Genomic DNA, 26,322 nt, shown 5'->3' with positions numbered 1-26,322 from the left:
CGCAGCGGGCCGCAGGCGCGCCGCGAGGCCCGGATCGGCCTGCTCTTCGTCCTTCCGTGCTTCCTGCTCTTCCTGGCGTTCCGGTTCGGTCCGGGTATCGCCGGGGTGCTGATGAGCTTCACCGACTACTCCCTCACGGGCGGTGGCAGCTTCATCGGGCTGGACAACTTCACCCGCCTGTGGGACGACCCGCTGTTCTGGCAGGCGCTGAAGGTCACCGTCCTCTACACCGTGCTCGCAGTGCCCGGCACGCTGATCGCCTCGGTGTCCCTGGCACTGATCACCCGCCGCGCGTTCCGCGGCGCCAGGTTCTTCCGTTCGGTGTTCTTCCTGCCGGTCGTCACCTCGCTGGTGCTGGCCGCCACCGTCTTCGTCTGGATCTTCTCGACAGGCGGGCCGTGGCCGACGCTGATGAGCTGGTTCGGGATGTCCGAGGGCTCCTGGCTCTCCGATGACGTGCTGGTGCTGCCCGCGCTCGCGATCGTCGGCATCTGGTCCCGCTTCGGATACGGGATGCTCATCCTGCTGGCCCGGATGCAGGACATCCCCCGTGAGCTGGAGGAGGCGGCCCTCACCGACGGCGCCGGCGCCTGGCAGCGGTTCCGGTACATCGTCCTGCCACAGCTCAAACCCGCCCTGTTCTTCCTCGCCGTGATCGAGACGACGGCCTCCTTCCAGGTCTTCGACGCCGTCTACACCATGACCGGCGGCGGCCCCGCCAACGCCAGCTACACACTCGTCTTCCAGCTCTACGACGCGGGCTTCAAGTACTTCGACCTCGGTTACGCCTCCGCCATCGGCGTCGCGCTCTTCGCGCTGACCGTGGTGGTCGCCGTGATCCAGCGGCTCGTGATCGGGAAGGACCAGTGACCATGACCACAGCACCCGAGAAGACCAGCACCCCACCCGCCGTCCAAGCCCCCACCGCCCCCGACCGGGCCACGCGTCGCGCCGAACGCAAGCTGCGCAAAATCTCCGAACAGGACACCGTCCCGCACGGCATGCGGCCCACCCGGGCCGGCCGGACCGGCCGCGCCATCCTGCTGACCCTCGCCGCGATCGTGACGGTCTTCCCGTTCTACGCAATGGTCGTGCTCTCCCTGAAACCGTCCGCCGCAGTGGAATTCCCCGGCAGCCTGCTGCCATGGCCACTGACCGGCCAGGCCTACGACACCGTCATGAACGCCCAGGACGTACCGCGCTGGCTGTTCAACACCCTGATCTACTCGGTCGTCTCCGTCGTCGGCGTACTGCTGCTCGCCTCGCTCGCCGGATACGCCTTCGCCAAGAAGCGCTTCCCGGGCCGCGAGACGATGTTCTGGTCGTTCCTGTCGATGGTGATGGTCCCCTACCACGTCACGATGATCCCGACCTTCGCAATGATCGCGAAGCTGGGCGGCGTGGACACCTACTGGGGCCTGATCCTGCCGACCCTGGCCAACGCCCAGGCCGTCTTCCTGATGCGCCAGTTCATCCAGGGACTGCCGGACGAACTCTTCGAGGCAGCCCGGCTCGACGGCTGCAACGAGTGGCAGATCTTCTACCGGATCGTGCTGCCCCTGCTCAAGCCGATCCTCGCCACCCTCGGTGTCTTCGTCTTCCTGTGGCACTGGAACGACTTCCTGTGGCCGCTGGTCATCGGCCAGTCCACCGACATGCGCACCCTCACCGTCGGCATCGCCTCGCTCCAGCAGCAGAACGTGCCGCTCAACGTGGTGCTCTCCGGCTCCGTCATCGCGTTCGTGCCCATCTTCGCCGCGTACCTGGTGGGCCAGCGCTACTTCACCGAGGGCGTCACCGCGTCCGGAATCAAGGGATGACCCACGCAATTATGTTCACCGATGAAGTCGCTTTTGAAGAGCGTCTCAGTACCCCCTCGACCACCCTCGTCCGGGACCTCGCCCGGCTCGACGGCGACCTGCTCGTGCTCGGTGCTGGCGGCAAGATGGGCCCCAGCCTGTGCCGGCTCGCCCGCCGCGCGCTGGACGCCGCCGGCCGCCAGGACGTGACCGTACACGCCGTCTCCCGCTGGTCCGACCCGGCCGCGGCACAACAGCTGGAGGACGCCGGGGTCCGTATCGTGCCCTTCGACCTCATGGACCCGGCCGCCGACCTCAAGGAGCTGCCCGACGCGGAGAACGTCGTCTTCATGGTCGGCGCCAAGTTCGGCTCGGCGGACGCCCCCTCGCACGCATGGGCCGTCAACGCCGCCCTGCCCGACCGGGTCGCGCGCCGCTGGCCGGACGCGCGGATCGCCGCGTTCTCCACCGGCAACGTCTATCCACAGGTGCCGGTGTCCTCCGGCGGCTGCACCGAGGACGACCCGGTCGGCCCGGTCGGCGAGTACGCCATGTCATGCCTGGGCCGGGAACGGATCTTCGGCCACGCGGCCCTCACCCGTGGCACCAGGGTCGCCAACATCCGCCTCAACTACGCGGTCGACCTGCGCTACGGCGTCCTCGCCGACATCGCCTCCGCCGTCCGGGCGAGCGAGCCGGTCGACGTCACCACCGGCCACGCCAACGTCGTGTGGCAGGGGTACGCCAACGAGGTCGCGCTGCGATCCCTGCTGCACACCACCGCTCCGGAGCCCTTCACCCTCAACCTCACCGGGCCCGAGACCGCGTCCGTACGGCGGCTCGCGCACTGGTTCGGTGAGGAGTTCGGCAAGGATCCCGTGATCGCCGGCGAGGAGGCTCCAACCGCGCTGCTGTCCGACGCGAGCGCCTGCCACGCCCTGTTCGGCTACCCGGACGTGTCCCTGCGGACCCTGGTCCGCTGGCAGGCGGACTGGCTGCACCGCGGGCTGCCACTGTCCGGTAAGCCCACCAAGTTCCAGGTCCGCGACGGAAGGTTCTGATCCCTGTGTCCCGTATGCCCGCAGCCGCGACCGCGCCTGCACCCGGCTCCATAGCCGCGACCACTCCCAAACCCATACCCTCCTCGGCGGCCGCGGCAGCCCCGGCACGCACTCCGATGGACGTGCTCGCCGAGGGAGCCGTCATCCCCGCTCATCCACTCGCCCTCGGCGCCGACCGCAAGCTCGACGAACGCCGGCAACGCGCACTGACCCGTTACTACCTGGCCTCCGGCGCGGGCGGCCTCGCCGTCGCCGTCCACACCACCCAGTTCGAGATCCGCGAACCGGGCATCGGCCTGTTGGCACCGGTCCTCGAAATCGCCGCCGAGACCGTGCGGAACGAGGCCGGCCACCCCGTCGTCACCGTCGCCGGTGCCTGCGGCCACACCGCGCAGGCCGTCTCCGAAGCCGAGCTCGCAGCCTCCCTCGGCTACGACGCTGTGCTGTTGAGCCCTGCCGTGCCCGGCGCCGACGAGAAGGGGCTGCTGGACCGGGCCCGCGCCGTCGGCGAGGTGCTGCCGGTGATCGGCTTCTACGTCCAGGAGGCCGTAGGCGGACGGTACCTGTCGCCGCACTTCTGGTCGTCGTTCACCGATCTGCCCAACACGGCCGCGGTCAAGATCGCCCCGTTCGACCGCTACCGCACCGCCGATGTCATACGCGCCGTGGCCGCCGCGGACCGGGCCGACGAGGTGGCGCTGTACACCGGCAACGACGACGACATCATCGGCGACCTGCTCACCCCGTGCGAGACCAAGGGCACTCGGCGGTGGTTCGCCGGCGGGCTGCTCGGCCAGTGGGCCGTGTGGACCGGCTCCGCCGTCACACTCCTCGATCAGGTCCGGCGGGCACGTGCCGGTGACCACGACGCCATGGTCGGCTGCCTCGCCCGCCGTCCGGAGCTCACCGACGCCAACAGCGCTGTGTTCGACGTGCACGGCGGATTCCGCGGCTGTATCGCGGGTGTCCATGAAGTGCTGCGCCGCCAGGGTCTGTTGGAGGGCATCTGGTGTCTCGATCCGAAGGAGGTCTTGTCTCCCGGCCAGGCCGAAGAGATCACCCGGGTCGCCACGGCCTACCCCTGGCTCACCGACGACGACTTCGTCGCGGAGCACGTCGATGACTGGCTCTCCTGACCCGGGGGCGGCCCGCCTGCCGCGGGTCGTCGTCGCCGTACCCCCGCACCTTCGTGAGCAGTTCTTCACCCCGGCGGTGTGGCAGGGCCTCTGCGCCGCGGCGCAGCCGGCCGTCCTCGACGAGCACACCGACCGGGACGCACTCGGTGCGGCGCTGCCCGGTGCCCGTGCCCTGATCACCGCTTGGGGAACGCCCCGCCTCAGCGAGGAACTCCTCGACGTCGCTGACCGACTGGCGATCGTCGCCCACACCGGATCGGCGGTCGCCCCGTACGTCACCGAGGGAGTCTTCCGGCGTGGGATCCTCGTCACCCAGGCCGGTGACGCGATGGCACGCCCGGTCGCCGAGGTGGCCCTCGCGTTCACCCTCTCGCTGCTCCACCGCGTCCACCGCTTCGACCACGCGCTGCGCGGCGGAGCCGACTGGGACGAGGCCAGCCAGGCCCCGCCGCGGCACGAGATCCAGGGCTGTGCGATCGGCGTCATCGGAGCGTCCCGCACCGGTCGTGCGTACATCGAGCTGGCGAGGGCACTGGGGGCACAGGTCGCGGTCACCGACCCGTATCTGACGGCTGAGGACGCACAGCGGCTCGCGGTACGGGTGGTGCCGCTGGACGAACTGCTCCGTGGCAGCCGGATCGTCGCCGTGCACGCCCCTGCCACCGCCGAGACCCGGCGCATGCTGGGTGCGCGCGAGCTGGCGCTGATGCCCGACGGCGCCGGTCTGGTCAACACCGCCCGTTCCTGGCTCGTCGACGAGGACGCGCTTCTGGCGGAGGTGTCGGCGGGCCGGCTGGACGCTGCGATCGACGTCTTCGACACCGAACCACTGCCGGTCCGCCACCTGTTCCGGAAACTGCCGAACGTTCTGCTGACCCCTCATCAGGCGGCGGGCACCGCCGAGTGCCGTCAGCGGCTCGGCGCAAGTGCCGTGGAGGAGGTGCTGCGGTTCCTGCGCGGCGATCCACCATTGCACTTTGTGGGGCCGGACGCACTGGCTCGCGTCCTTTGATCACTCGATCGCAACCACACCGGGCCCCAGAGACCGACCAGCTATTCCTCGGGGTCGAAGGCATCTCTGTTGTCTTCGGGGTCGAGGAATTCCTGGAGGTCGTAGACGATGCGTGGCGGGAGCCGGAACAGGCGCAGCCCGTCGCGGAAGGAGCGGCGGGCTTCTACTCAGGCGGCCCGGCGTACCAGCCGCCCGCGGCCCCCTCGGGCGAGCCCCCGATCAGGCGCAGCTCCAGGCCGTACCCGCTGCCCTCGACCACCTCGTACAGCTCTGTCGAGCGCGGGGCGGTGTCGGTGGCCCCCAGCGTGACCATCAGCCGGTCGCCGGGGCGGGACGGGTACACGGCGCCTTGGTCAGCGTACGGTGCCTGTCGACCAGTGCGTCGACCTCCCCGCCCAGACTGCGGCAGTGCTTGGCCTCCTCGGCCTCGGCGAGCGTTGATCGCGCGGGGCCGCTCCGCTCACCGCAGTCGCAGGACACGACGGTGAGCTCCGTCGGAAGATTGCTGTGGGCGCGCAGCCAGACATCAGCCTCCCCGGTCCGGAACTGCGTGCGACTTTTGGTTGTTCCGCGAGGCCCCGGCCCGGCTTTTGTGGTTGTCCCGCGAGGCCCCGGCCCGGCTTGTGCCGAAGCGGACCTCGATCGACTGCGGGGAGCGGACCCATCCGAGCCGCACCATGTGACCAGTCGGCACGGCGTGCCCGGAGCCTTGCTGCGGCCTGCTCGGGTCCGAGCGGGGTGTCGGCGGCGACCAGGTACTCCAAGTCCTGGCGCCGGCAGACCTCCGCGAACTGGTCGGAGTGGTGCAGCGTCCCGTCCGGGTTCGCGCTGAGATCGACCAGCAGGCCGCGGCCGACGAACCGCCGCCCCACGAACGCCGTCACGGCCGCCTTCTCGCTGTACACGGTCGGGTTCGGGGTGCCGAGTGCGGCGCCGGGTGAAGGTCACGCCTGCGGGTGTGCCTGTTGTCGGCCGCCCGGTTGTCACCAGGTGGTGAGGTTGACCGCGTGTGCGCAGTGCGGGTCGGTGTCGGTTGTCCAGCGCTCCTGCTCGCGTACGAGGGCGGGGAGTGCGGCGAGCAGGGCGGTCAGCGCGCCGGTGAGGCGTACATCGACCGCGACCGGCCCGCCGGCTTCCTCGACCGCGATGTAGAGCCGCATGCTGTCCTGTCCGGTGAGGAGGAAGCCGCACAGCGGGGGGCTCGGCGGTGTCTCGGTGAACGGCCAGGCCAGTGTCCGCAGTACGCGCAGTACCCGGTCCGTGCGCGCCGGCGGGGCGGGTTCGACGGCGGAGGTGTCCACCCGGACCAGGGCCATGCCCATCACGGACGCGTCCGGGTGCGGGGGGCCGCTGGCCGCGAGCGTGCGTGTCCAGCCCAGCACCAGCGGGGCGGTGACCGGTTCGTCATCGTCGTCCGTGAGCGGTACCTCGTAGGCGACCAGCGCGTCCGGTGCCACGGCGTCGCCGGTACCGGTCACGATCCGGACCGCGTCCCGCGTCGGCAGCACCCCGCGCAGGAAGGTCCCGTCGACGAGAGGCACCGCCGTGTAGTCGAGAAGGTAGCGCGTGAGGTACGCCTGCTGCTCGACCGTCTCCCCGCACGGCCCGCTCACTGGTTGATCCAGGCCGGGCATTTGTTGATGCCCTTGCAGTAGGCCGTGATGACGCCGATCTTCTTGTCCTTGCCCGCGTCGTACTCGCCGTCGGCCGTGCGGCGGGCGTACTGCACGATGACCACGACCTCGACGAACCGGGTTCCGTTGCGGGCGACTCCGTAGTACTCCAGGCGCCCCCCGCTCTTCTTGTCCACCTTCCCGGCCAGAGCCGCGTTGAAGCTTCCCCTTGATCGTGGACACCTGGAGACTGGGATCTTGAGGTTCCAGAGGAAGTAGCACCAGGTGGGAAGCAAGTACACGAAGCGGTACACCCGAGGAGTTCAAGCGGGACGCAATCTCGCTCGTCGATTCCTCGGGCAAGACGGTCACCGCCGTCGCCCGGGAGCTCGGCATCAGCTCGGAGTCCCTGCGCGGCTGGTACCGCCGGGCCAAGACGGACCGGGGCGACAGTGAGTCCGGTGAACTGACCAGCGCCGAACGCGAGGAACTCAAGCGGCTGCGCAAGGAGGTCCGTGAACAGCAGCGGACGATCGAGCTCGGTTTCCTGGTGGGCCGGGCGGCGGTTGTATGGCCATCTCGCTGCTGGATGCGGCAGTGGTGGTCATGGAAAGGGAAACCCGGGACAGCTTGTGTCGCCTCAGCGCCAGCGCTCGTGGCGGATGTCTGCGGAAGCGTCGGTGAGCTTCGCGATCGAGCGGCGGGCGGCGTTGACAGTGACGGTCCGGCGGGCGAGACGGGCGAGCGGGAGGTCGCTGGCCGAGTCGGTGTACAGGAGCGCGTCCTCTGGGGCGAACCCCAGCGCCCGGACGGCATCGATCTTTGCTTCGCCCACGTTGTGGGCGATGAGCCGGGGCCCCCGTGGGGTGAAGTCGAGCCGGGAAGCGGCCAGAGGGATGCCGTGCAACCCGACGCCGTCCAGAAATGCACGCGCGAGGTTCTCCTCCGAGGCTGTCGCCACGATGGTCGGACCACGACCGCGGGCGCATTGGCACCTTGCCACAGCTTGTCTGACAGCTGTCCGGGCTGCCATGGCCCGGCCCGTCACGGCTGCCAGTTCCTCGTACTGGCTGCGGGTCATTCCGCGCAGTGTCAAGGCCACGATCGCCCGGTTCATCGCGGGCTTCAGCGCGCCGTCGGGCGGTGCTGCCGAGGCGAGCAAGAACGGTGGGATTGCAGCGGCGAACCGGAGGGGACGGGCTGCCAGACGAGCTCTGACCAGTGAGGACATCGTGTCCTCACTGGTCAGGACGCCGTCGAGGTCGAAGATCGAAGTGATTTCGTTGGCTGGGTTCACTGTGGGAAGGCGTCGGCTTTCATCTGGACGAGAAAGGTCTACGGCAGCGAGCGCGCTCACCTTGACGACCACCGTGACAGCGGAGCTCTCGCCGTGGACAGCGCCCACCGAGGCGAGGCCGACGTCGGTACGGCCGAAGATCTCGGGCGCCTGCGCTGCCGCGTCGGCGCCTTTGGCTGCGGAAGGCCGGTTGCGGCGCGTCGGTTTCGGTCCTGCCATGATGCGCTGCCACTCCGATTGCCCGAGCATGTGGAAAGTTGACCGTTTTGGTCTGCGATTGTGGATGCGGTGGCCGGTGGGAGTCAAGGGGAGGTCCAGGCGGGGGTGCCGATGGATCGTCTGTACGACTGTGGCGCAACGGCCGGATTCCGCGCGACGCTCTTCAGCGGGGCAGAACCCCTGCCGCGCCGGAGGCGAGGAGGACTGCCGGCGCCGAAGGGATCGGTTGGCTGTATCGCCTTCAGGCCACGACGATGTTGTCGCCCGCCGCGGCGAGGGCGTCGCTCAGGCCGTCCGGGCAAGGACTGTCAGTGATGAGGGTGTCGAAGCCGTCGAGTTCGCAGACGCGGTGGGCGGCCGTGCGTCCGAACTTGCTGGAATCGGCTAGCACGTAGCGGTGGGACGCGTTGGCGAGCATGGTGCGCTTCGTCGCGACTTCGTCGAGGTGGAAATCGGTCAGTCCGTAGGAGGCGATGCCTCCGGAGCCCAGGAAGACCGCGTCCGCGCGCAGATTGTCGAAGAACTCGACGGCCTGGGCATTGGAGCAGGCCAGGTCGCCACCGCGCAGCCGCCCGCCGCTGACCAGGACCTCGACCTGCGGGCGGGAGCTGACTTCGGCGGCCACGAGCAGGGAAGGGGTGGCGATGACGCCGGCGTGATCGGCAGGCAGAGCACGGGCCACCTCCAGGGCCGTGGTACCGACATCGATGACGACCGTCTGGTTGGGTTCGATCAGGGCTGCTGCGGCTCGGCCGATGGCCTGCTTCGCAGCGAGGAAAGCGCCTCTGCGCTCGTTGAAGGAGGCCTCCTCCCCGACAGGTGACCGGACAGTGGTGGCCCCTCCGTGGACACGCGCCAGCTCGCCGCGGCGCTCGAGGAGGGCGAGGTCTCTGCGGATCGTCTCGTGGGAGACGCTCAGCAGGCTGGTCAGGTCGTCCGTCGTGATGAACTCGAGCCGAGCGATCTCGGCGACGATCCTGCGGTGACGCTCGGCTGCTAGCACATCCAGCCCTCTCTGATTGACTGTTTCTGTGGAACCCTGACTGCATTCTAGGGCTCATGTGACGTGCGGAGCGCATCGCCAACGGCCTCAAAGACTTATTCTTCTCCGCTTCTTCTTCGCAGCTCAAGGCGTCTTCTGCTAGGCGATCAGCGATCGTTCATCAGGCCGGGCGTGCTAACCCTTGACGGAAAACGGGCAGGGGTCCACACTCTCAGCAGTCAATAGTCCACATAAACGGTCATGTGTGGGCTGTCGACCGGCGTCGAGGTGGCGCGGACCGCGGGTCCTCGCTGCCATCCCCACGAACAGGCTCCAGCGCATTCCTGCGAGGCGGGCCTTGATGCCGACCGCATTCGGTTCTTCGATCACCCACTGGCTTCCGCGGCGACGGCGGGGCACTCTGAAGCAGGGAACGAGGTCATGGCCAAATCAGAAGCAGGTGCTCAGGCGCCAAGAACGGCTGAGGGACAGCAGGGCGGGGCGAACCAGGTGATGGCGCGGGAGCTTGGCTGGTACGCCTCGTTCTCCGTGGCGTTCGGGTTCGTGTCGATCGCGACAGGGATCTTCACGGCCTACGGCTCGGTGCTCGCCACCTCGGGCCCGCGCGGCATCTGGGCCTGGCCGATCTCCGTGATCGGCCAGCTCTGCGTCGCCCTCGTCTTCGGAGCACTGGCGGCGCGCATCCCGATCAGCGGCTACTCCTACCAGTGGGTGTCGCGCATCGTCGGGCCCGTGTGGGGCTGGATCATGGGCTGGATCTCGTTCGCCTTCCTCGGGGTCGTCGTGGTCGCAGTGGACTACACGATCGCCTCCACGATTCTCCCCGAGCTGTTCCAGTACGTCGGCACGACACAGAACGCCTGGGTCATCACGGCCGGCGTGGTGTTGCTGCAGGCCCTGCTGGTCGCCGCGTCCACGCGTATCACACACAAGGTCAACAGCGCGGCGGTGACAGCGCAGCTCATCGGCATGATCACCCTGACGGCGCTGCTGTTCGCGGTGGGCTACTTCACCGGCAAGCTCGACTTCGCCCACCTGTTCGACACCGCGACGATCCCGGAGAGTGGCTACTACGGTCTGGGCGGCGGAACCCACGCCGGCCCCTTCGCCCTGGCGTTCCTGCTCGGCGCCTTCACCATCGTCGGATTCGAGTCCGCGGCAAACCTGGCGGAGGAGACCAAGAACCCCGCCCGCGTCATCCCCAAGGCGATGGTCCAGGCCGTCCTCTCCCTGGGCGTTCTCGGCTTTCTCTTCCTGGTCGCCGTGACCGCCGCCGTCGGCCGGGTCGACGGCGCCGCCGAGTCGGCCACCCCGGTGGCCACCGTGATCACCGCCGTGCTCGGGTCCGTGGTGGGGAAGAGCCTCCTGGTCCTCGTCGTGGTCTCGATCTTCTCCTGCGGGCTGGTGATCACCCTCAGCGGAACCCGCCTGGTCTACGCGATGTCCAGGGACGAGCGCTTCCCCGGATGGCGCCTGCTCAAGCGCATCCACCCGCGGACGGCGACGCCGCTGAACGCCACGGTGTTCATGATGCTCATCGCGCAGATCGTTCTCGCGGTCTTCTCCCGTTCCACCGACGCCCTGTTCCAGCTGTTCTCCGCCGCCACCCTGCTGCCCGCCGTCATCTACGCCGGCACGGTCGCGATGTACGCGGCCAAACGCTCCTCCCTGCCGCCGTCGCGCGGCTTCTCCCTGGGGCGGTGGGAGGTCCCGGTCCTGCTTCTGGCCGGGGTCTGGCTGGTATACGAACTGCTCATCTTCCGGGACGCTTCCTTCCGCGGCCCCTGGGCCTACGTCCTGGTGCTGTGCGGGATCGGCGCCGTCTACCTGGCGGGGCTCCTCATCCGGCGCGGCCGCGCCGCCCTGACCATGCCTGACATGGCCGACGTCGACCGTGCCCTGGACAACGCCACCGCACCCTCCGCGGCCGACACGGAAGGGGCCCTGCGATGACCACGATCCTCGCCATCGACCAGGGCACCTCGGGCACCAAAGCCATCGTTGTCGACGCCGAGGACGGAACGGTCGCCCTAGCCGAGGAGACCATCCGCCCCATCTACCTGCCCGGAGGGGGTGTTGAGCAGAATCCACACGAACTGCTCGATTCCGTCCTCACCGCCGGCCGCCGGGCCGTGAGCATGGCCGGCCGGCCCATTGACGGCGTGGCCCTGGCCAACCAGGGAGAGACCGTCCTGGCCTGGGACGAAGCCACGGGAACGCCGCTGTCCCCGGCGATCGTCTGGCAGGACAGCCGTGCGGAGAGCATTTGTGCCGAGTTGGCCGAGCACCGCGAGGCCATCGCGCAGCGCACCGGTCTCGTTCTCGACCCCTACTTCTCCGCGCCCAAGATGGCATGGCTGCGCCGCAACCTCACCCGTGACGGGGTGGTGACCACCACCGACACCTGGCTCGTGCACCACCTGACAGGAGAGTTCGTCACCGACGCCTCCACCGCCAGTCGTTCTCTGATCTTCGACCTGGACGGTGCGGCGTGGGACGGGCGTCTCGCTGATCTGTTCTCCCTCGGCGACGAGCGGCTGCCCCGCATCGTAGGCAGCGACGAGGTGGTCGGCACCACGCGCGCCTTCGGACAAGAGATGCCCGTGGCCGGCCTGATCGTCGACCAGCAGGCCGCTCTGGTCGCCGAGGCATGCCTGGAGCAGGGCACGGCCAAGTGCACCTATGGCACGGGCGCGTTCCTGCTGGCAAACACAGGATCGGACCCCGTGCGCTCCAGCGCGGGCCTGACGACGTCGGTGGCCTGGCAGGCCGCGGGGCAGACCCTGTATTGCGTGGACGGTCAGGTCTACACCGTGGCATCGGCCGTGCGCTGGCTGCAGGACCTCGGTCTTCTTCAGTCCGCCACCGAAATCGACGCGCTGGTCGCGAAAGACAGCGACGGCGTCATGTGCGTCCCGGCATTCGCAGGACTCGCCGCTCCGTGGTGGGCTTCCGAGGCCACGGCCTCCCTCACCGGCATCACGCTGGCCACCCGCCGCGAGCACCTCATCCTGGCCGTGCTCCAGGGCATAGCCGCCCAGGTCACCGAGCTGACGGCCCTTGTCGGCCGAGACCTCGGCCGGCCCCTGAACCGGCTGCGCGTCGACGGCGGATTGACCAACTCCGCCGCTCTCATGCAGGCCCAGGCCGACATCGCCCAGCTCCCCGTCGACATCTACCCCAACGCGCACGCCACACCCCTCGGCGCTGCCGCGCTCGCCCGCTGCGCCCTCGACCCCGCCATCAGCCTCGAAGAGGCCGTCGGCGACTGGCAGCCGGCGACCGTCTACGAACCCCGCTGGTCCGAAGACCGGGCCCAGGAGTTCCGCACCACATGGGCACAGGCCGCCGAGGCGTGTGCCACCAAGGGAGACCACTCATGACCCCCACCCCCCACCGTCCCCACCCCGAGGTCTTCGACATCGTGGTGATCGGAGGAGGCATTGTCGGCTCGGCCATCGCACGCGAACTGTCCGGCTACGACGTCTCCGTGGCGCTGCTCGAAGCCCGCGACGACGTCGGAGACGGAACGAGTAAGGCAAACACTGCCATCCTGCACACAGGCTTCGACGCGAAACCGGGCACCTTGGAGTCCCGGCTCGTTGCTCGCGGCTACCACCTGCTGAGCGACTACGCCAAGGCCACCGGCATCCCCGTCGAGCACACCGGCGCCGTGCTGGTGGCCTGGAACCAGGAAGAGCTCGACGCCCTGCCTGGCCTGAAGGAAAAGGCCGAGGCCAACGGGTACAAGCACTGCCAGATCGTGGACGCGGACGAGGTGTACCAGGTCCTGCCCGATCTGGGCGAAGGCGTGCTCGGAGGCCTGACGGTTCCCGACGAGTCCATCATCTGCACATGGACCACCAACCTCGCCCTGGCCACCGACGCCAGGCAACGCGGGACGACGATCCTGCTCGAACACGCCGTGACCGGCATCGACGTGCGCGACGACGCGACAACCTTGCACACCGCCCAGGGCGACGTGCGAGCCCGCTGGGTCGTCAACGCGGCAGGCCTCGGCGCCGACACGATCGACCGGCTCTTCGGCCATGACCGCTTCACGGTCACCCCCCGTCGCGGCGAGCTGTTCGTGTTCGACAAGCTGGCACGGCCCAAGGCCGACAAGATCGTCCTGCCGGTTCCCTCATCCCGCGGCAAGGGAGTGCTCATCTCCCCGACGATCTACGGCAACGTCATGCTCGGCCCCACCGCCGAGGACCTCACCGACCGCACCGACACCTCCACGTCCGAGGACGGCTACGATTTCCTCCTCAGCAAGGGCGCGCGGCTCATGCCGAGCCTGCTCACCGAGGAGGTCACCGCCAGCTACGCCGGACTGCGCGCCGCGATCGACCGCGACGACTACCTCATCGAAGCCACCCCCGAGCAGCGGTACCTCCTCGTGGGCGGCATTCGCTCCACCGGACTGACAGCGGGCATCGCCATCGCCGAACACGTCGCCGGACTCCTGTCGGAAGCCGGTGCCGGGCTCCGCAGCCGCAGCAACCTGCCCGCTCCGCCCCGGATGCCGAACATCGGCGAAGCCACTACACGCCCCTACCAGGACGCCGACCTGATTGCCGCGGACACCGCCTACGGCACCATCGTCTGCTTCTGCGAACGGGTCACCGAGGGTGAGATCCGCGACGCCTGCCACGCCCCGGTGCCCGCGCGCAGTCTGGAAGGGCTACGCAGACGCACCCGGGCCATGAACGGCCGCTGCCAGGGCTTCTTCTGCGGCGCGGCCGTCGCGGCCCTGCGCACCCGGCACCAGACCAACGACGGCTGCTGCAGCCAGCACAAGGACAACCGATGACCCACCAGCTGCCCCTCATCGAGCCCGATGTCCTCATCATCGGAGGCGGCCCCGCAGGGCTCACCGCAGCCGCCGAAATCGCCGACCGCGGCGCCGGGCGGGTCCTGGTCGTCGACCGGGAGAAGCAGGCCGGCGGCATTCCCCGGCACAGCGACCACACCGGATACGGCCTGCGAGACCTACGCCGTGTGATGACCGGCCCCGCCTACGCCCGCCACTTGGCCGACCGGGCCGCACGGTCCGGAGCGGAGATCCGCACCAGCACCATGGTCACCGACTGGTCCGATCAGCACACCGTTGACGTCACCAGCCCCGAGGGCCGCTACCAGATTCGTGCCCGGGCCATCGTCCTGGCGACCGGCGCCCGCGAAAGGCCCCGCACCGCACGCCGCATCCCTGGAGATCGCCCCCACGGGGTCTATACCACCGGACAACTTCAAAACCTCGTCCACCTCCACCATCAGCCCGTCGGCAAGCGGGCCGTCATCGTCGGTGGCGAACTGGTCAGTTGGTCCGCGGCCATGACCCTCCGCGAAGCCGGCTGCACCCCCGCGCTCATGATCAGCAAGTACCCGAAGGCAGAGTCCTACGGCGCCTTCAACGCTGCCGGCCGCACCATCCTCCGCGTTCCGGTCGCCACCCGCAGCCGTGTCACCCAGGTCATGGGCAAGCGCCGCTGCGAGGCTGTCGAGATCGAGAACCTCGACACAGGCAAGCGCCGAACCGTCGAATGCGACACCGTCGTCTTCAGCGGCGACTGGATCCCCGACCACGAACTCGTGCGCTCTGCGGGCATCACCCTCGACGAACGCACCCTCGGCCCCCTCACAGACACCGCGCTGCGGACCAGCCGACCCGGAGTCTTCGCCGCCGGCAACATGCTCCATCCCGTTGACACCGCCGACGTGGCCGCCCTCGACGGTAAGCACGTCGCCCAGCAGGTCATCAACCACCTGGACGGAAGGCATGAGCCGGCCGAGGGGGTCCGTCTGATCGCCGACGCCCCGTTCCGCTGGATCGCACCGCAGATCCTCCGCCCCGGCGATCCGGCTCCGGCCCGCGATCGGCTCCTGCTCTGGACGGACGAGTTCGTCCGCTTCCCCAAGGTGACGGTCCGCCAGGACGGCCGTATCGTCGCCCGCCGGACCCTCGCCTGGCCTGCGGCCCCGGGCCGGGTCTTCCGTATCCCGTCCTCGGTCCTCGACGGGATCTCCTACACCGGGGGTCCCGTCCACATCACCACTTACAACTCGCGCGAATAGGAGCGGGTTGGGGCGACGGGGCGGGGACGTGCCGCGATCTGGCAGCCGCTACTTGCCGTGATCGTACTCGGTGGCCGGGCGGGGGAGTGTCTAATCAAGGGCCCCTGTCTCACTTTCGGTGGTAACGGAGAGTCGTGAGGGTCGTTGGCATTCGCGTGAAGGATGTCAACGAGCTCGTGCAGACGCTGTTTTCGGGGTTGTCCCCCTTGGCCATCGAGGATGTGGTCGACGAGGGCGAGCGGATCGTGGTGCGGGCACGAACTCCGCACGACACTGCTGTTTCCCGAGGTGGCGCCCCTCCGGAAAGAGACCGTGCGGCTTCACCCACGTGTGGGTGAGCCAACGTGCCGAGACAGCTCGGTCGGAGGCCCGCTGCTGTGGCCGGCCGAGGAGGCCTGGCCATTGTGCTCCGAGCGCGAGGGGTCGCCGATGGTGCCTGTCGTGCAGATCTACCGCACCAGCGTTCCTGGCACCGTCCCGTTTCCCGAAGGGTGCGATCTACTCCAAGTTCTCTGGTGCCCACGGAAGCACAGCGGCCATCGTTGGATCGTTCCGCACGTCCAATTGCGAAAGGCGGGATCGGTTGGGAAGCTGTTGGAGGCTCCGCCATGCCCGGCTGAGCTGTGGAAGAACTACGTCCCACGTCCTTGTGTGGTGCATCCAGAGCTGGTGACGGAGTACCCCTGTCGGGATCTTCATGACGACATGTGGCACGAGTTGGAGTTCCGATTCTTGGACCTGGACCAGGAGACTGGCCGGGACTACCAGAGCCACCTCGGTGTCCGAGGTGGGAGTCCGGGGCGAAAACCGCCGCTGTCTTTCGCTCTCCTGCCGTAACCGCAGCGAGGCGGGCAGGCCGGGCGCTGAATTGCAGGGCCGACCGGGCGCGCGTCACCCTGATAGTTGAGGGCAGGTGCTGACGTGCACACCAGCGACGAGATCGAGCTGGTCGCCCATCCCGGGCCTGGCGGTCAGGGTGGCGCTGAAGCCGTAGTTGGCAATCATGGATTCCTTCTCTTCCGCTTCGGTGATGGAGTGCGGTGATTCCATTCAAGCGGGTTGACCTGCGAAAACGTTAGACAGATACTCGTTTGCACTTGCACGATCCTCGCGACTTTGGGAACCGCGGCGCGGAATGGTGCTGCAATGGACGCATGTACCTCGAAGAACTCCGCACCCTGCTGGCCCGCCATGCGCGGCCCGACTGGACCACCACCGTCGACGGCGTCCTCATCTCGAAGGTCGACCGCCCTGATCCGCCGGCGCCTTCGATGTCCGGCACGCTCCTGGCGGTCATCGCACAGGGCGCCAAACGCCTCGCCCTGGGTGAGAGGGTGTTCGAGTACGGGCCCGGGCAGTACCTGGTTGCATCCGTCGATCTGCCTGTCACAGGGCAGTTCACCCAGGCCGACCCCAAGCAGCCGGCGCTGGGGTTCGGTCTCGTCCTGGAACCGTCCGCCGTTGCCGAGCTGCTGCTTGAGGCCGGGCCCGGAGGCGCCCCCCGGAGCAGCGGGGGCGCGCCGTCGGGGATCGCCGTCAGTGACGCTCCGGCCGCGCTGCTGGACGCGGTGGTCCGGCTGCTGCGCCTGCTCGACGAGCCCCGCGACCGGGCCGTACTGACCCCGCTGGTCAAGCGCGAGATCCTGTGGCGCCTGATCACCGGCGAGCAGGGTGCGACGGTTCGCCAGCTCGGCCTGGCCGACAGCAGCCTCAGCCACATCTCGCGGGCCGTGCGCTGGATCCGCGAGCACTACGCGCAGCCCTTCCGGGTCGAGGACGTGGCGCGACAGTCCGGCATGGGCGTCTCCGCCTTCTACCGCAACTTCCAAGCGGTGACCGCGATGAGCCCCCATCCAGTTCCAGAAGCAGATCCGGCTCCAGGAGGCCCGGCTGCTGCTCGCCACCCACCCCGGAGACGTCACCGGAGTCGGCCACCGCGTCGGCTACGACAACCCGTCGCAGTTCAGCCGGGAGTACCGCCGCCAGTTCGGCGCGCCCCCCAGCCAGGACGCCGCCCGCCTGCGTCAGGCCGTGCGTGCGCCGACAGGTCTCCTGCCCTGAGTTGGGTGGGCTCTACTGGAGGATCGTGCAAGGAGCAGCGAGGATAGTTCTACTATCTCCGCAGGTCAGAGCGATTCAATGGGATCACCGGTTCTCCCGTGGAGCAGGAAAATGCCTGCCCACCCGTATGGATCCCACCACATCGCAAAGGGGCACAACATGAAGACAGTTCTGATCACTGGTACCTCATCCGGGTACGGGCGGGAGACCGCTCTCTACTTCCACTCGCAGGGGTGGAACGTCATCGCCACGATGCGGACGCCGCGTCCAGGCGTCCTTCCTGAGTCGGACCGGCTCCGCGTCATTGAGCTCGACGTGACCAGGCCCGAGAGCATCACCGCCGCGTTCGAGGCCGAGGGTCCCATCGATGTCCTGGTCAACAACGCGGGCGTGCCTTCGATCAGCGTGTTCGAGGGCACCCCCATGGCCCGAGTGCGGGAGGTCTTCGAGACCAACACGTTCGGCGTGATGGCGATGACGCAGGCGGTGCTGCCCCAGTTTCGCGAGCGTGGCTCTGGCGTGGTGGTCAACGTGACCTCGAGCGTGGTGCTGGGGCACATGCCGCTCTCGGCCGTCTACAAGGCGAGCAAGATGGCCATCGAGGGGTTCACCGCATCCCTCGCGCTCGAGCTCGCGCCGTTCGGTGTGCGGGCGAAGACGGTCGAGCCGGGCGCCTGCCTGACGACGAACTTCGCGGCCAACGCGACGAAGGGCGCCTCGCTGGACGAGCTGGTCCCGGCGCCCTACGCACCATGGGCGAAGAAGGCCATGGGCGACTTCACGGGCCAGGACCTGTTCACCAAGGAGAGCGACGTCGCCGAGACAGTGTGGCGAGCCGTGCACGACACGACCGGCCAGCTGCGATTCCCCGCCGGCCCCGACGCGGTCTCGCTCTCCCAGGCGAAGTGATCAGCCAACAGGCAAGGCCACGCCGCGTGACGGCCCTGGTGGACGATGACGCCGTCGCGGGTGATGGTGAGCCGGTCCGGGCCGGCCTCCATCCACGGAGTCTCGACCGGGTCGGCCCCGTACAGCTCGGGCGGACCGGCATACCAGCCCCCCTCGGGCGAGACGTCCACCAGACGCAGCCCCATACCGTCCGCGCCGCCCCCGACGACTTCGGACAGCTCCGTTGTGCGTGGGGTGTGGTCGGTGGCCTCCAGCGTGAGCATCAGCCGGTCACCGGGGCGAGTCGGGTACCACGGCGCCTCGGTCAACGCACAGTGCCCGCCGACCAGAGCGCCGATCTCCGCGCCGATATCGCGGCGGCGCTTGGCCTCCTCGGCCTGGACGAGCGGCGACCACGCGACGCTGCCCGGCTCGCCGCAGCAGCACGACAGGACGGTGACCCCAGGAAATTTACCGTGAGCGCGCAGCCAGGCATCAGCCTCCCCGGCCCCGAACCGCGGGCTCTCGACGGTGCCGCCGACCGGCTCCGGGAAGTCCGGATGCCGGCGCCGCCAGTTGACGACAGCCGCACGGACCACGCCTGCGCGCTGCCGGGCATCGAGGGGATCGTCTGCAAATGCGGCAGTGCCGGCTATCCGTCGGGTCAGCGTCGGTGGTTGAAGGTTCGGCACGCGGACACGGTCGACGCCCTGGTGCTGGGGTTCACCGGCTCCCGGCTCAGGCCGCACCATCTGGTCCTGGCGGTGGGGGACGAGGGCGGGCCGGCCCGGGTGTCCGCACGTTTGGAGCCGGTCCTCGCGGCTCGGGTCGGTGAGGCCTTGAGCGGCGCGGTGGTGGTGGGGGAGCGGCGGGCGGAGGGAGAGCCGTACACGCGGGTGGAGACGGACATGGTTGTGGAGGTGCTGGCCGGGTCCGGCCGGCACGGCACCCTCACCGTGGTCCGGATGCGGTGAGGATCGAGCTTCTTCCAGTACGGCCGCGTTGACGTCGGCATTCCCTGGCCCGCTCGCCCTCGCGCCGCCGAGAGGTCCTCATCTGTAGAAACCTTGTAAACCTGCTGGTCAGTGACACAGCGGCAGGGGCAGGATGGGCACGTCGATTACCTGGTGAAAGGACCGCCCATGGCACTTCCCACGCTCAGCTCCGAACAGCGCCGGGCAGCGCTCGACAAGGCCACCGCTGCACGGCGGGAACGTGCCGCGGTGAAGGACAAGCTCAAGCACGGCGAGTCGTCGGTGAGCGAAGTACTGGGCAGTGACTCCGAGGCCATCGGCAAGATGCTGGTCCGCACCCTGCTCGAATCGCTCCCCGGCATCGGCAAGGTGCGGGCCCAGGAGATCCTCACCGAGCTGGAGATCTCTGAGAGCCGAAGGGTGCGCGGCCTTGGCAGGCAGCAGCGGGACCGCCTGCTCGAACGGTTCGCGTCGCAGCGCTGACAGATCGCGCCCTGTCGGCTCGGGCCGGTGTCCCGCAGGGGGAGCGTCCGCCATGACGATCCGAAGGAGGGGACGCGGGTAGCCTGCCACCAGCCCAGACAGGCCTCGGCCGGCCGGTAGTGTTCCCGTCCTGCCAGACCATGACCGCGGGGGGACCATCCCCATCCCCGCCGATAGAAAGCAGAATCCGCCCGTGTTCTCGGACACCCCCATCTATAACAGTCTTGTCGCTGAGCAAGGTGATGTTCCTGCCCAGGTACGCGGGGTGGCCCAGGAGCTGGGACAACAATTGGAGCGCGTCATGCCGCCCGGACACCGGATCGTCGCCGCTGTGCCGAGGCAGGACAACCAGCACCCCCGACCCTATGCCTGACCACGGTTCACACGCCGGGGCGCAGCGCCCCTGCGGCTCCTACCAATGGACGAGGTGACACGAGGGCGGTGAGCTCGTCTTCGCACACGACCTCGACAGCGGGATCCGCGTCTGGACGCGGGGCCTGGTCCGCCGCAGCGCCGAAAGCGCCCGACGGCCCCGCGGCGTCGCCGCCCCACCAGTATCACGCCCGAGGATCCCCGTGGGTTCAGGGAAACTGAAGGTCGTTCAGCGCGAACCTGCGGGTGCGACCCCCTGATTCTGGGCGATGAGCCTGCGGTTTCGTACTCAACTCGCTGGGCTGATGAGGCTGTTTGCACGGCCCTGTGCTCGGAGGAGAGCCAGACCTCTTCACTGAGTTACGCAGCCGGAGCATTGGCGACAGGTGCTCCGGCTCACGGGGTAATGGCGTCGTGCTGGTGCGGTGAAGTCGATGTCTTCGCGTCTCCGCTTCGGCCGATCAGGGCGGCGAAGGCGTCGAGGACGCGTTGCAGGCCGAAGGAGTAGGCGTGGGCGGGGTCGTAGGCACTGCTGTGTGCGGCGCCTGCGGCTGCGCCGACGCGGACGGCAGTGGGGTAGGCGTTTTCGTCGAGGACTCGGGCGAGGAGTGGGGCGTTCAGCTCCCACCATTGTTGGTCGTTCAGGGCGGTGTCGTGCTGTGTGGCGCGGGCGTCGGCGACGGCGCGGGCGCATGCCTGCACGAAGGTGAGTAGGTGGGTCAGGCAGTCGTCCATCTCGACGTCGCTGAGGCCGAGGCCGTCGAGCCCAGACAGTTCGTGCTCGTACTTTGCCATCTGCCCCGGCCCCAGCGGAGGCCTGACGGTGGAGACGGCCGCGGCCCATGGGTGGCGTTCGAAGAGGGCCTTGTTCTCCTCGGCGAAAGCGGTGACGCGTTGGCGCCAGGGCTGTCCGGTGGTGTCGGTGCGGGGCATGCGTGCGTAGGCGGCGTCGAGCATGAGGTCGAGGAGCTCGGCCTTGCCGGGGACGTAGGTATACAGCGTCATCGGCACCACGCCGAGCTCCTTGGCCACCCGGCGCATGGTCACCGCGTCCAGGCCTTCAGCGTCGGCGATGGCGGTGGCGGCCTCGACCACCGCGTCGATACTCAGCCCCCGTCGCGGTCCTCGGTGACGGTCAGAGGAGGAGCCGCGCCACAGCAGTTGCAGGGTGCGGGCCGGGTCGCCCGAGCTGGTTCGTTCCGTTGACACGGATTCATCCTCTCGCAATCAAACTCTGTACGATGTACATTGTACTGCGTATAGAGAATATGCTCAGTGCGATCTCGGAGGAGCTTTCATGAAGATCACCTCTAGTGCCGTGTCGCTCAACGTCGACGATGTCCCCGCATCCAGCGCCTTTCTCGTTGAGCACTTCGGGTTCCGCGAGGAGATGGTCGCCGACGGCTTCGCGTCCCTGACGCGCGACGACGTCGGCATGAACGTCATCTTTTTGCGACGAGGGCTGGCCACTCTCCCGGCAGACCAGCGCGACGAGCACACCGCAGGGCTGATCCTCGCCTTTGTCGTCGAGGACCTCGAAGGCGAGCTGGCGCGCCTGCGCTCCGAAGGCGTCGCGATCACCATGCCGCTGACTGACGAGGAGTGGGGCGAGCGCGCCTTTCAGGTCCGCGACCCCAATGGCGTCATCGTCCAACTGGTCGACTGGAACGCACCCACCAGCCGCTGAGACGACCTGCGGCGCCGCCCCAAAGCGATGACGCCCAGTCAGGGTCACAGGGGCGCCGCGAGGAGAGGCCCCGACCTGTTGTTGAGCCCCTCAATCAAGTAGAGAACGCGAGCGGCCCTGGGGATTTTCGAATTTTCGGGGAGCCTCGACAGGGTCGGCCTCGGCGGCCTGCTCCAGCAGGGCCCGTGCTGTACCTGGCCGACTGCGGATCCAAAACCGGCCAGAACTGGCGCACGGGCACTAACAGCACCCTCGTGAACCTGTACAGCAGCCTGTGTCTCGGCGAGAGCGCCACCTGGCCGTACCTGGTGTCCTGCGAGCCGTCGAAGTCGAACCAGCACTGGGCGAAGGAGTACTGATGGCGCGGCCGGACCAGGGGCGCACGTCATCGTCGACCTGGGGTCGCGGTGGGGCCAGCCTAGAACCGCTCTGTACGCCTCTCTGAGCGCCTGTCAGTCGCCCCAGTCGGCCCAGAACCATTCGGCCCGACCACAGGCCCGACCACGACCTGGGCCAGGACCTCGGCCCCGGCCTGGGTCACCCCTGGATCGGGGGCGCCGTCCGCCGGGCACCGGACCGACGACGAGCACGGCCAGGAGCACGGGGCCGGCACCGCGTCCGCGGCTACTGTCCGCCGAGCGGACCGAGCATGGTGCGCTCCTGGGTACTGCTGACGCCGAGCAGCTGCCCGCGCACAGCGCCGCCAGGGACGCCTCCCGCGAGCTGAGCGAGGTGACCCGCCGGGCGGCACGCGTCGCCACCCCGGACGACCAGCGCCGCCTGGTGACGGTCGGCTCCTGTCCCGAGCCGGGCTGCGCGGGGAGGCTCCAGTCGCTGATCCGGCCGGACGCGGCCGGCGCCCCCCGCCGTGCGGTGCCGGGCCGATCCGGCGCACCACTGGGCGGGCGAGGAACTGATGCTGCTCAGGCGGCGGTTGGCGGCGAAGGCCGGGACGGCGCAGCCTCCGGGCGCGGCACGTCCGGCTTCCCCGCGCCCTTCGTCCCCGGGTACGGCACACCCGGCCGCGCCGGACGGAGCGACCCCGCCGGCGTCCCGCGCGCAGGGGAGCTCCGCCCCATCCGGAGGCGGGGAGGCGGACACGGTGCGGATCGTGTGGCTCAGCGCCTCCGACATCACCCGGCTCTGGGGCACACCGTCCGGCAGCGTCTACCGGCTCGCCAGCCAGCGGGCGTGGCGGCGCCGGAGCCGGGACGGCCGTACGTGCTACCACAGGCCGATGTCGTACGGGCGTTGAGCGAGCGGCACCCCCGGCCCGTCGCCTGACGGCACCCGCCGCCCCCGTCCCCCGACCGGCGCTCTACCAGCGTTCGGCGAGGAGGTCGGGGCCGGGCGGCCGGCCCGGGAGCGGACCGTGCCCGGCGCGGAGCCCGTCGACCGCGATGGCGATGATGCGGCGGCGGGCGTTGCTCGCCTCGTCGACGAGGTCGGTCCTGCCTTGGACCTCGAACTGCTCGGCCAGGGAGGACTTCCCGAGCTGCTCGATGAGGAGGGAGACGTCCACGGCCGTGGCGTCCGCCCGGAGCACCCCCGCCTCGTGGGCGCGCGCGATCAGGGACCGTGTCAGCTCCTCGGACCGGGTGAACTTCTCGGCCATCTCGTCGGTGACGGGGATCGTGCCGGCCAGCGGGCCGAGCGCACCGCCGCTGAACTCGATGGCGGCGGTGATGTAGTGGACGAGCCCCTCCCAGGGGTCGTCGTGCGCGAGCCCCTCCTCCACCGCCTGGATCCACTGCCCGAGCGACAGGGCGCACAGGTGCTGGAACAGCTCCTCCTTGGTGCGGTACCGCCGGTAGAGGCTGGCGATGCCGACTCCCGCGCGCGCCGCGATCGTCGCCACGGACGTATGGGCGCCGTCCACGGCGAGGACCTTCTTCGCTGCCTCCAGGAGGGCGCGGTCGTTGCGTTCCGCTTCGGCGTATCGGGGAGCTCGTCGGGCCATGGGCTCACTCTAGCCGCTTGCGAAGCGAATCGCTCCGTTATACATTTCAAACGAAGCGAAGCTATCCGTTTGGAGGGGCGCCGTGCTGTCCGTGGTGATGGAGGAGTTCGGAGGACCGGAGGTCCTGCGGGCTCGACAGGTGGAGGATCCGGAGCCCGGCCCCGGCCAGGTGCTGGTCGACGTGGCGTACGCGAGCGTCACCTTCGTCGAGACCCAGGTGCGCTCCGGCAACGGCCCCTTCGGCCGCCCCGCGCTCCCTCGGGTGCCGGGCAACGGCGTGGGCGGCCGCGTCGTCGCCCTCGGCCCGGGTGCGGACCCCGCCCTGCTCGGCACGGTCGTGGTCACCACGACCGGCGGCGAGGGCGGCTACGCCGAACGCGCCCTGGCACGGGCCGACGAGGTCGTCCCGGTCCCGCCCGGCCTCGCTCTCAAGGACGCGGTCGCCCTGCTCGCCGACGGCCGCACCGCTCTCCTGCTCTTCCGTCAGGCGGAGGTCAAGCCGGGCGAGAAGGTCCTCGTGGAGGCCGCGGCCGGCGGTGTCGGCAGCCTCCTGGTCCAGCTGGCCGTGTACGCCGGCGCCCGCGTGGTCGGTGCCGCGCGCGGCGACCGGAAGGCCGAGCTGGTCGTCTCCCTCGGCGCCTCCTACGTCGACTACTCGCGGGAGGCGTGGCTCCGCCAGGTCCGGGAGACGGCCGGCGGCGGCGACCTCGACGTCGTCTTCGACGGGGTGGGCGGCGCCATCGGCACCGCGGCGGCGGGCGCGCTGCGCCCCGGAGGGCGCATCAGCCTGTACGGCATGGCGAGCGGCGCGGACGCCACGCTCGACGAGGACGACCTCGCCGCCCGGGGCATCCGCACCCTCGGACTCTTCGCCGCGCCGGGCCCCGCCGAGACCCACCCCCTCATCGGAGAGGCCCTGCGGCTCGCGGCGGACGGCGTCCTCGCGCCGGTCGTCGGCCAGGTCTTCCCGCTCGCCGCGGCGGCCGAGGCGCACGCGGCCATCGAGGCGCGGGCCACCGTGGGGAAGACCCTGCTCGCCGTCGGCGCCCAGGAGGGCGACACGTACGGCACCGGCGCCGCCGACGGCGCGACGAACGACGACCGATGAGCACCGAGGCCCGCACACCGCCCGAGCGGGCGGGCGCCCGCGAATGGACCGCCCTCGCGGTCCTGGGCGTCCCGGCCGTCCTGGTCATGATGAACATGTCGGTGCTCTATCTGACGCTCCCGACGCTCAGCCGCGACCTGGACCCCAGCGGCCCCCAGCTGCTGTGGATCACGGACATCTACGGCTTCATGGTCGCCGGCGCCCTCGTCACGATGGGCACCCTCGGGGACCGCATCGGCCACCGCCGGATCCTGCTGATCGGCGCCGTCGCCTTCACCGCCGCCTCGGTCTTCGCGGCGTACGCGAACAGCGCGGGGATGCTCGTCGCCGCGCGCGCCGTCCAGGGCGTCGCGGCCGCCTCCCTCGCGCCCACCTCGCTCTCCGTGATCCGCAACCTCTTCCGGGATCCCGCCCAGCGCACCCTGGCCATCACCATCTGGATGATGAGCTTCATGGGCGGCGGCGCGCTCGGCCCGCTCGTCGGCGGTGTCCTCCTCCAGTACTTCTGGTGGGGCTCGGTCTTCCTCGTTGCTGTGCCGACCATGCTGGTGCTGGTCCTCACCGTGCCGTTCCTGGTGCCGGAGTTCCGCTCGTCCGGGACCGGCCGGCTGGATCTCATTAGCGTCGCGATGTCCCTGGTGACCCCGCTCGCGATCGTGTACGGGATCAAGGGCATCGCGGCGGACGGCCCCGGGCTCTCCTCGCTGGGCTTCATCGTGCTCGGCCTGGTCGTCGGCGCGGCCTTCGTACGGCGCCAACGGCGGCTCACCACACCCCTGCTCGACCTGTCCCTCTTCCGCATCCCGGCCTTCTCCATCTCGGCCGGAGGCATGATCGTCGTCGGGATGCTCCTCTTCGGCACGAGCCTCCTCACCTCGCAGTACCTGCAACTGGTGCTGGGCTATGCGCCGCTGAAGGCCGGACTCTGGCAGCTGCCGACCGCCGTGGGCGGCACCGTCGTCGCCCTGTGGGTCTCCGGTCTGGCCGCCCGTCACCAGCCCGCCGTGCTGATGAGCGCGGGAGCGGCCTTCGCCGTCCTCGGCCCGATCATGCTCACCCAGGTCGACGGGGGCCCCGGCTTCCTGGTTGCCGGTTCCCTGCTCCTCTTCGCCGGCCTCACCCCGTTCATGGCCCTGGGCACGGGCCTGGTCGTGGGCGCGGCTCCGCCCGAGCGGGCCGGCGCCGCCTCGGCCATCTCCGAGACGGGCGCGGAGCTCGGCGGTGCGCTGGGCATCGCCACGCTGGGCAGTGTGGCCACCGCCGTCTACGGCGGCTACATGACCGACCATCTGCCCGCGGACCTCGCCGGTCCCGCCCGCGAGACGCTGCCCGCGGCCCTGGAGGCCGCCCGGGGGCTCGGCGGGGAACTGGGCACCGCGCTGGCGGACACCGCCCGCGCCGCGTTCACCCAGAGCCTCCATGTGCACGCGCTCATCCTGATCCCCCTGCTGCTCGCCCTCTCGGCCCTCACCCTCACGCTGCGCCGGCGCGGGAAGCGGGACGCGGAGGACCTGCCGACCGCCGATGACCGCGCCGCCGCTCCCGCGCCGGCCGCCGACTGAAAGGAGTCC

The 26,322-nt window shown here is 69.6% G+C and carries 23 protein-coding genes and 5 pseudogenes; 19 read left to right on the top strand and 9 right to left on the bottom strand.

Features of this window, described 5'->3' with window-relative positions:
• The 5 genes from ACFYY1_RS39745 to ACFYY1_RS39725 all read left to right on the top strand — a co-directional run.
• Positions 1 to 870 (top strand): carbohydrate ABC transporter permease (locus ACFYY1_RS39745; RefSeq protein ID WP_388594659.1); only part of this gene is annotated, 870 nt, incomplete at its 5' end.
• 2 nt (positions 871 to 872) lie between these two features.
• A complete protein-coding gene (locus ACFYY1_RS39740; protein WP_388594656.1) occupies positions 873 to 1,820 on the top strand; it encodes a carbohydrate ABC transporter permease in 948 nt (315 codons plus the stop codon).
• Between the two features lie 11 nt (positions 1,821 to 1,831).
• The gene (locus ACFYY1_RS39735) at positions 1,832 to 2,860 is read left to right on the top strand and encodes an NAD-dependent epimerase/dehydratase family protein (RefSeq protein ID WP_388594664.1); all 1,029 of its coding nucleotides are present in this window, start codon (positions 1,832 to 1,834) and stop codon (positions 2,858 to 2,860) included.
• Positions 2,861 to 2,976: 116 nt separating this feature from the next.
• Positions 2,977 to 3,996 (top strand): dihydrodipicolinate synthase family protein, encoded by a 1,020-nt coding sequence (locus ACFYY1_RS39730; RefSeq protein ID WP_388594661.1) that lies wholly within the window; start codon positions 2,977 to 2,979, stop codon positions 3,994 to 3,996.
• Positions 3,980 to 5,008, top strand: coding sequence for a hydroxyacid dehydrogenase (locus ACFYY1_RS39725; RefSeq protein ID WP_388594654.1), 1,029 nt, complete (start codon positions 3,980 to 3,982; stop codon positions 5,006 to 5,008). The genes ACFYY1_RS39730 and ACFYY1_RS39725 overlap by 17 nt, the downstream gene beginning before the upstream one ends.
• A gap of 163 nt (positions 5,009 to 5,171) precedes the next feature.
• On the opposite strand, the gene ACFYY1_RS39720 is transcribed toward ACFYY1_RS39725, so the two are convergent.
• The 4 genes and pseudogenes from ACFYY1_RS39720 to ACFYY1_RS39705 form a co-directional block, all read right to left on the bottom strand.
• Positions 5,172 to 5,351: a hypothetical protein gene (locus tag ACFYY1_RS39720; RefSeq protein WP_388594651.1), complete on the bottom strand. Its 180-nt coding sequence runs from the start codon at positions 5,349 to 5,351 to the stop codon at positions 5,172 to 5,174.
• Positions 5,352 to 5,615: 264 nt separating this feature from the next.
• Positions 5,616 to 5,937: pseudogene (locus ACFYY1_RS39715) on the bottom strand (hypothetical protein); the annotation flags it as partial.
• A 54-nt stretch (positions 5,938 to 5,991) separates the two neighbouring features.
• Positions 5,992 to 6,621 carry a hypothetical protein gene (locus ACFYY1_RS39710; RefSeq protein ID WP_388594648.1) on the bottom strand — a complete coding sequence of 210 codons (630 nt, stop codon included), beginning with the start codon at positions 6,619 to 6,621 and terminating at the stop codon, positions 5,992 to 5,994.
• Positions 6,618 to 6,818 (bottom strand): hypothetical protein, encoded by a 201-nt coding sequence (locus ACFYY1_RS39705; protein WP_388594645.1) that lies wholly within the window; start codon positions 6,816 to 6,818, stop codon positions 6,618 to 6,620. The genes ACFYY1_RS39710 and ACFYY1_RS39705 overlap by 4 nt, the downstream gene beginning before the upstream one ends.
• Before the next feature lie 128 nt (positions 6,819 to 6,946).
• Here ACFYY1_RS39705 and ACFYY1_RS39700 point away from each other — a divergent pair.
• Positions 6,947 to 7,123 (top strand): annotated as a pseudogene (locus tag ACFYY1_RS39700) (transposase); the annotation flags it as partial.
• A gap of 138 nt (positions 7,124 to 7,261) precedes the next feature.
• Here ACFYY1_RS39700 and ACFYY1_RS39695 read toward each other — a convergent pair.
• On the bottom strand, positions 7,262 to 8,167 hold the full coding sequence (locus ACFYY1_RS39695; RefSeq protein WP_388594642.1) for an HAD family hydrolase: 906 nt from the start codon (positions 8,165 to 8,167) through the stop codon (positions 7,262 to 7,264).
• Positions 8,168 to 8,378: 211 nt separating this feature from the next.
• Positions 8,379 to 9,140: a DeoR/GlpR family DNA-binding transcription regulator gene (locus ACFYY1_RS39690; RefSeq protein WP_351264473.1), complete on the bottom strand. Its 762-nt coding sequence runs from the start codon at positions 9,138 to 9,140 to the stop codon at positions 8,379 to 8,381.
• A gap of 420 nt (positions 9,141 to 9,560) precedes the next feature.
• Here ACFYY1_RS39690 and ACFYY1_RS39685 point away from each other — a divergent pair, with 420 nt between their 5' ends.
• The 7 genes and pseudogenes from ACFYY1_RS39685 to ACFYY1_RS39655 all read left to right on the top strand — a co-directional run bounded on the left by ACFYY1_RS39685 (position 9,561) and on the right by ACFYY1_RS39655 (position 18,188).
• Positions 9,561 to 11,093: an APC family permease gene (locus ACFYY1_RS39685; protein WP_388594640.1), complete on the top strand. Its 1,533-nt coding sequence runs from the start codon at positions 9,561 to 9,563 to the stop codon at positions 11,091 to 11,093.
• The gene (locus ACFYY1_RS39680) at positions 11,090 to 12,523 is read left to right on the top strand and encodes an FGGY family carbohydrate kinase (RefSeq protein WP_388594638.1); all 1,434 of its coding nucleotides are present in this window, start codon (positions 11,090 to 11,092) and stop codon (positions 12,521 to 12,523) included. Before ACFYY1_RS39685 ends, ACFYY1_RS39680 begins: the two co-directional genes overlap by 4 nt.
• Positions 12,520 to 13,956 (top strand): NAD(P)/FAD-dependent oxidoreductase, encoded by a 1,437-nt coding sequence (locus ACFYY1_RS39675; RefSeq protein WP_388594636.1) that lies wholly within the window; start codon positions 12,520 to 12,522, stop codon positions 13,954 to 13,956. Before ACFYY1_RS39680 ends, ACFYY1_RS39675 begins: the two co-directional genes overlap by 4 nt.
• A complete protein-coding gene (locus ACFYY1_RS39670) occupies positions 13,953 to 15,218 on the top strand; it encodes an NAD(P)/FAD-dependent oxidoreductase (RefSeq protein ID WP_388594635.1) in 1,266 nt (421 codons plus the stop codon). Before ACFYY1_RS39675 ends, ACFYY1_RS39670 begins: the two co-directional genes overlap by 4 nt.
• Positions 15,219 to 15,367: 149 nt before the next feature.
• A pseudogene (locus ACFYY1_RS39665) lies at positions 15,368 to 15,526 on the top strand (ISL3 family transposase); the annotation flags it as partial.
• An 846-nt stretch (positions 15,527 to 16,372) separates the two neighbouring features.
• A pseudogene (locus ACFYY1_RS39660) lies at positions 16,373 to 17,279 on the top strand (AraC family transcriptional regulator N-terminal domain-containing protein).
• Between the two features lie 159 nt (positions 17,280 to 17,438).
• Positions 17,439 to 18,188, top strand: coding sequence for an SDR family oxidoreductase (locus ACFYY1_RS39655; RefSeq protein ID WP_026250522.1), 750 nt, complete (start codon positions 17,439 to 17,441; stop codon positions 18,186 to 18,188).
• A gap of 437 nt (positions 18,189 to 18,625) precedes the next feature.
• Here ACFYY1_RS39655 and ACFYY1_RS39650 read toward each other — a convergent pair.
• Positions 18,626 to 18,823, bottom strand: a pseudogene (locus ACFYY1_RS39650) (hypothetical protein); the annotation flags it as partial.
• Positions 18,824 to 18,844: 21 nt separating this feature from the next.
• On the opposite strand from ACFYY1_RS39650, the gene ACFYY1_RS39645 reads away from it, so the two are divergent.
• Both ACFYY1_RS39645 and mihF read left to right on the top strand, forming a co-directional pair.
• Positions 18,845 to 19,141: a hypothetical protein gene (locus tag ACFYY1_RS39645; protein WP_388594633.1), complete on the top strand. Its 297-nt coding sequence runs from the start codon at positions 18,845 to 18,847 to the stop codon at positions 19,139 to 19,141.
• Between the two features lie 168 nt (positions 19,142 to 19,309).
• A complete protein-coding gene (mihF, locus tag ACFYY1_RS39640; RefSeq protein WP_360938729.1) occupies positions 19,310 to 19,624 on the top strand; it encodes an integration host factor, actinobacterial type in 315 nt (104 codons plus the stop codon).
• 768 nt (positions 19,625 to 20,392) lie between these two features.
• On the opposite strand, the gene ACFYY1_RS39635 is transcribed toward mihF, so the two are convergent.
• Positions 20,393 to 21,205: a TetR/AcrR family transcriptional regulator gene (locus tag ACFYY1_RS39635; RefSeq protein ID WP_388594629.1), complete on the bottom strand. Its 813-nt coding sequence runs from the start codon at positions 21,203 to 21,205 to the stop codon at positions 20,393 to 20,395.
• 88 nt (positions 21,206 to 21,293) lie between these two features.
• Here ACFYY1_RS39635 and ACFYY1_RS39630 point away from each other — a divergent pair, with 88 nt between their 5' ends.
• Both ACFYY1_RS39630 and ACFYY1_RS39625 read left to right on the top strand, forming a co-directional pair.
• Entirely contained in the window at positions 21,294 to 21,683 is a 390-nt protein-coding gene (locus tag ACFYY1_RS39630) for a VOC family protein (RefSeq protein WP_388594627.1), read from the top strand.
• A 1,102-nt stretch (positions 21,684 to 22,785) separates the two neighbouring features.
• Positions 22,786 to 22,938 (top strand): hypothetical protein, encoded by a 153-nt coding sequence (locus ACFYY1_RS39625; RefSeq protein ID WP_388594625.1) that lies wholly within the window; start codon positions 22,786 to 22,788, stop codon positions 22,936 to 22,938.
• A gap of 63 nt (positions 22,939 to 23,001) precedes the next feature.
• Here the strand turns inward: ACFYY1_RS39625 and ACFYY1_RS39620 are convergent, their stop codons facing one another.
• Positions 23,002 to 23,643 carry a TetR/AcrR family transcriptional regulator gene (locus ACFYY1_RS39620; protein WP_388594623.1) on the bottom strand — a complete coding sequence of 214 codons (642 nt, stop codon included), beginning with the start codon at positions 23,641 to 23,643 and terminating at the stop codon, positions 23,002 to 23,004.
• A gap of 82 nt (positions 23,644 to 23,725) precedes the next feature.
• Here ACFYY1_RS39620 and ACFYY1_RS39615 point away from each other — a divergent pair, with 82 nt between their 5' ends.
• Together ACFYY1_RS39615 and ACFYY1_RS39610 are read left to right on the top strand one after the other, a co-directional pair.
• Positions 23,726 to 24,751 (top strand): zinc-binding dehydrogenase, encoded by a 1,026-nt coding sequence (locus ACFYY1_RS39615; RefSeq protein ID WP_388594621.1) that lies wholly within the window; start codon positions 23,726 to 23,728, stop codon positions 24,749 to 24,751.
• Positions 24,748 to 26,313 carry an MFS transporter gene (locus ACFYY1_RS39610; protein ID WP_388594620.1) on the top strand — a complete coding sequence of 522 codons (1,566 nt, stop codon included), beginning with the start codon at positions 24,748 to 24,750 and terminating at the stop codon, positions 26,311 to 26,313. The genes ACFYY1_RS39615 and ACFYY1_RS39610 overlap by 4 nt, the downstream gene beginning before the upstream one ends.
• Positions 26,314 to 26,322 lie beyond the last annotated feature (9 nt).

The organism is Streptomyces sp. NPDC001890, assembly GCF_042891445.1.
Lineage (GTDB): Bacteria > Actinomycetota > Actinomycetes > Streptomycetales > Streptomycetaceae > Streptomyces.
Note: the sequence above shows the minus strand (reverse complement) of the source record. Positions and strands in the feature narration are given on the sequence as shown.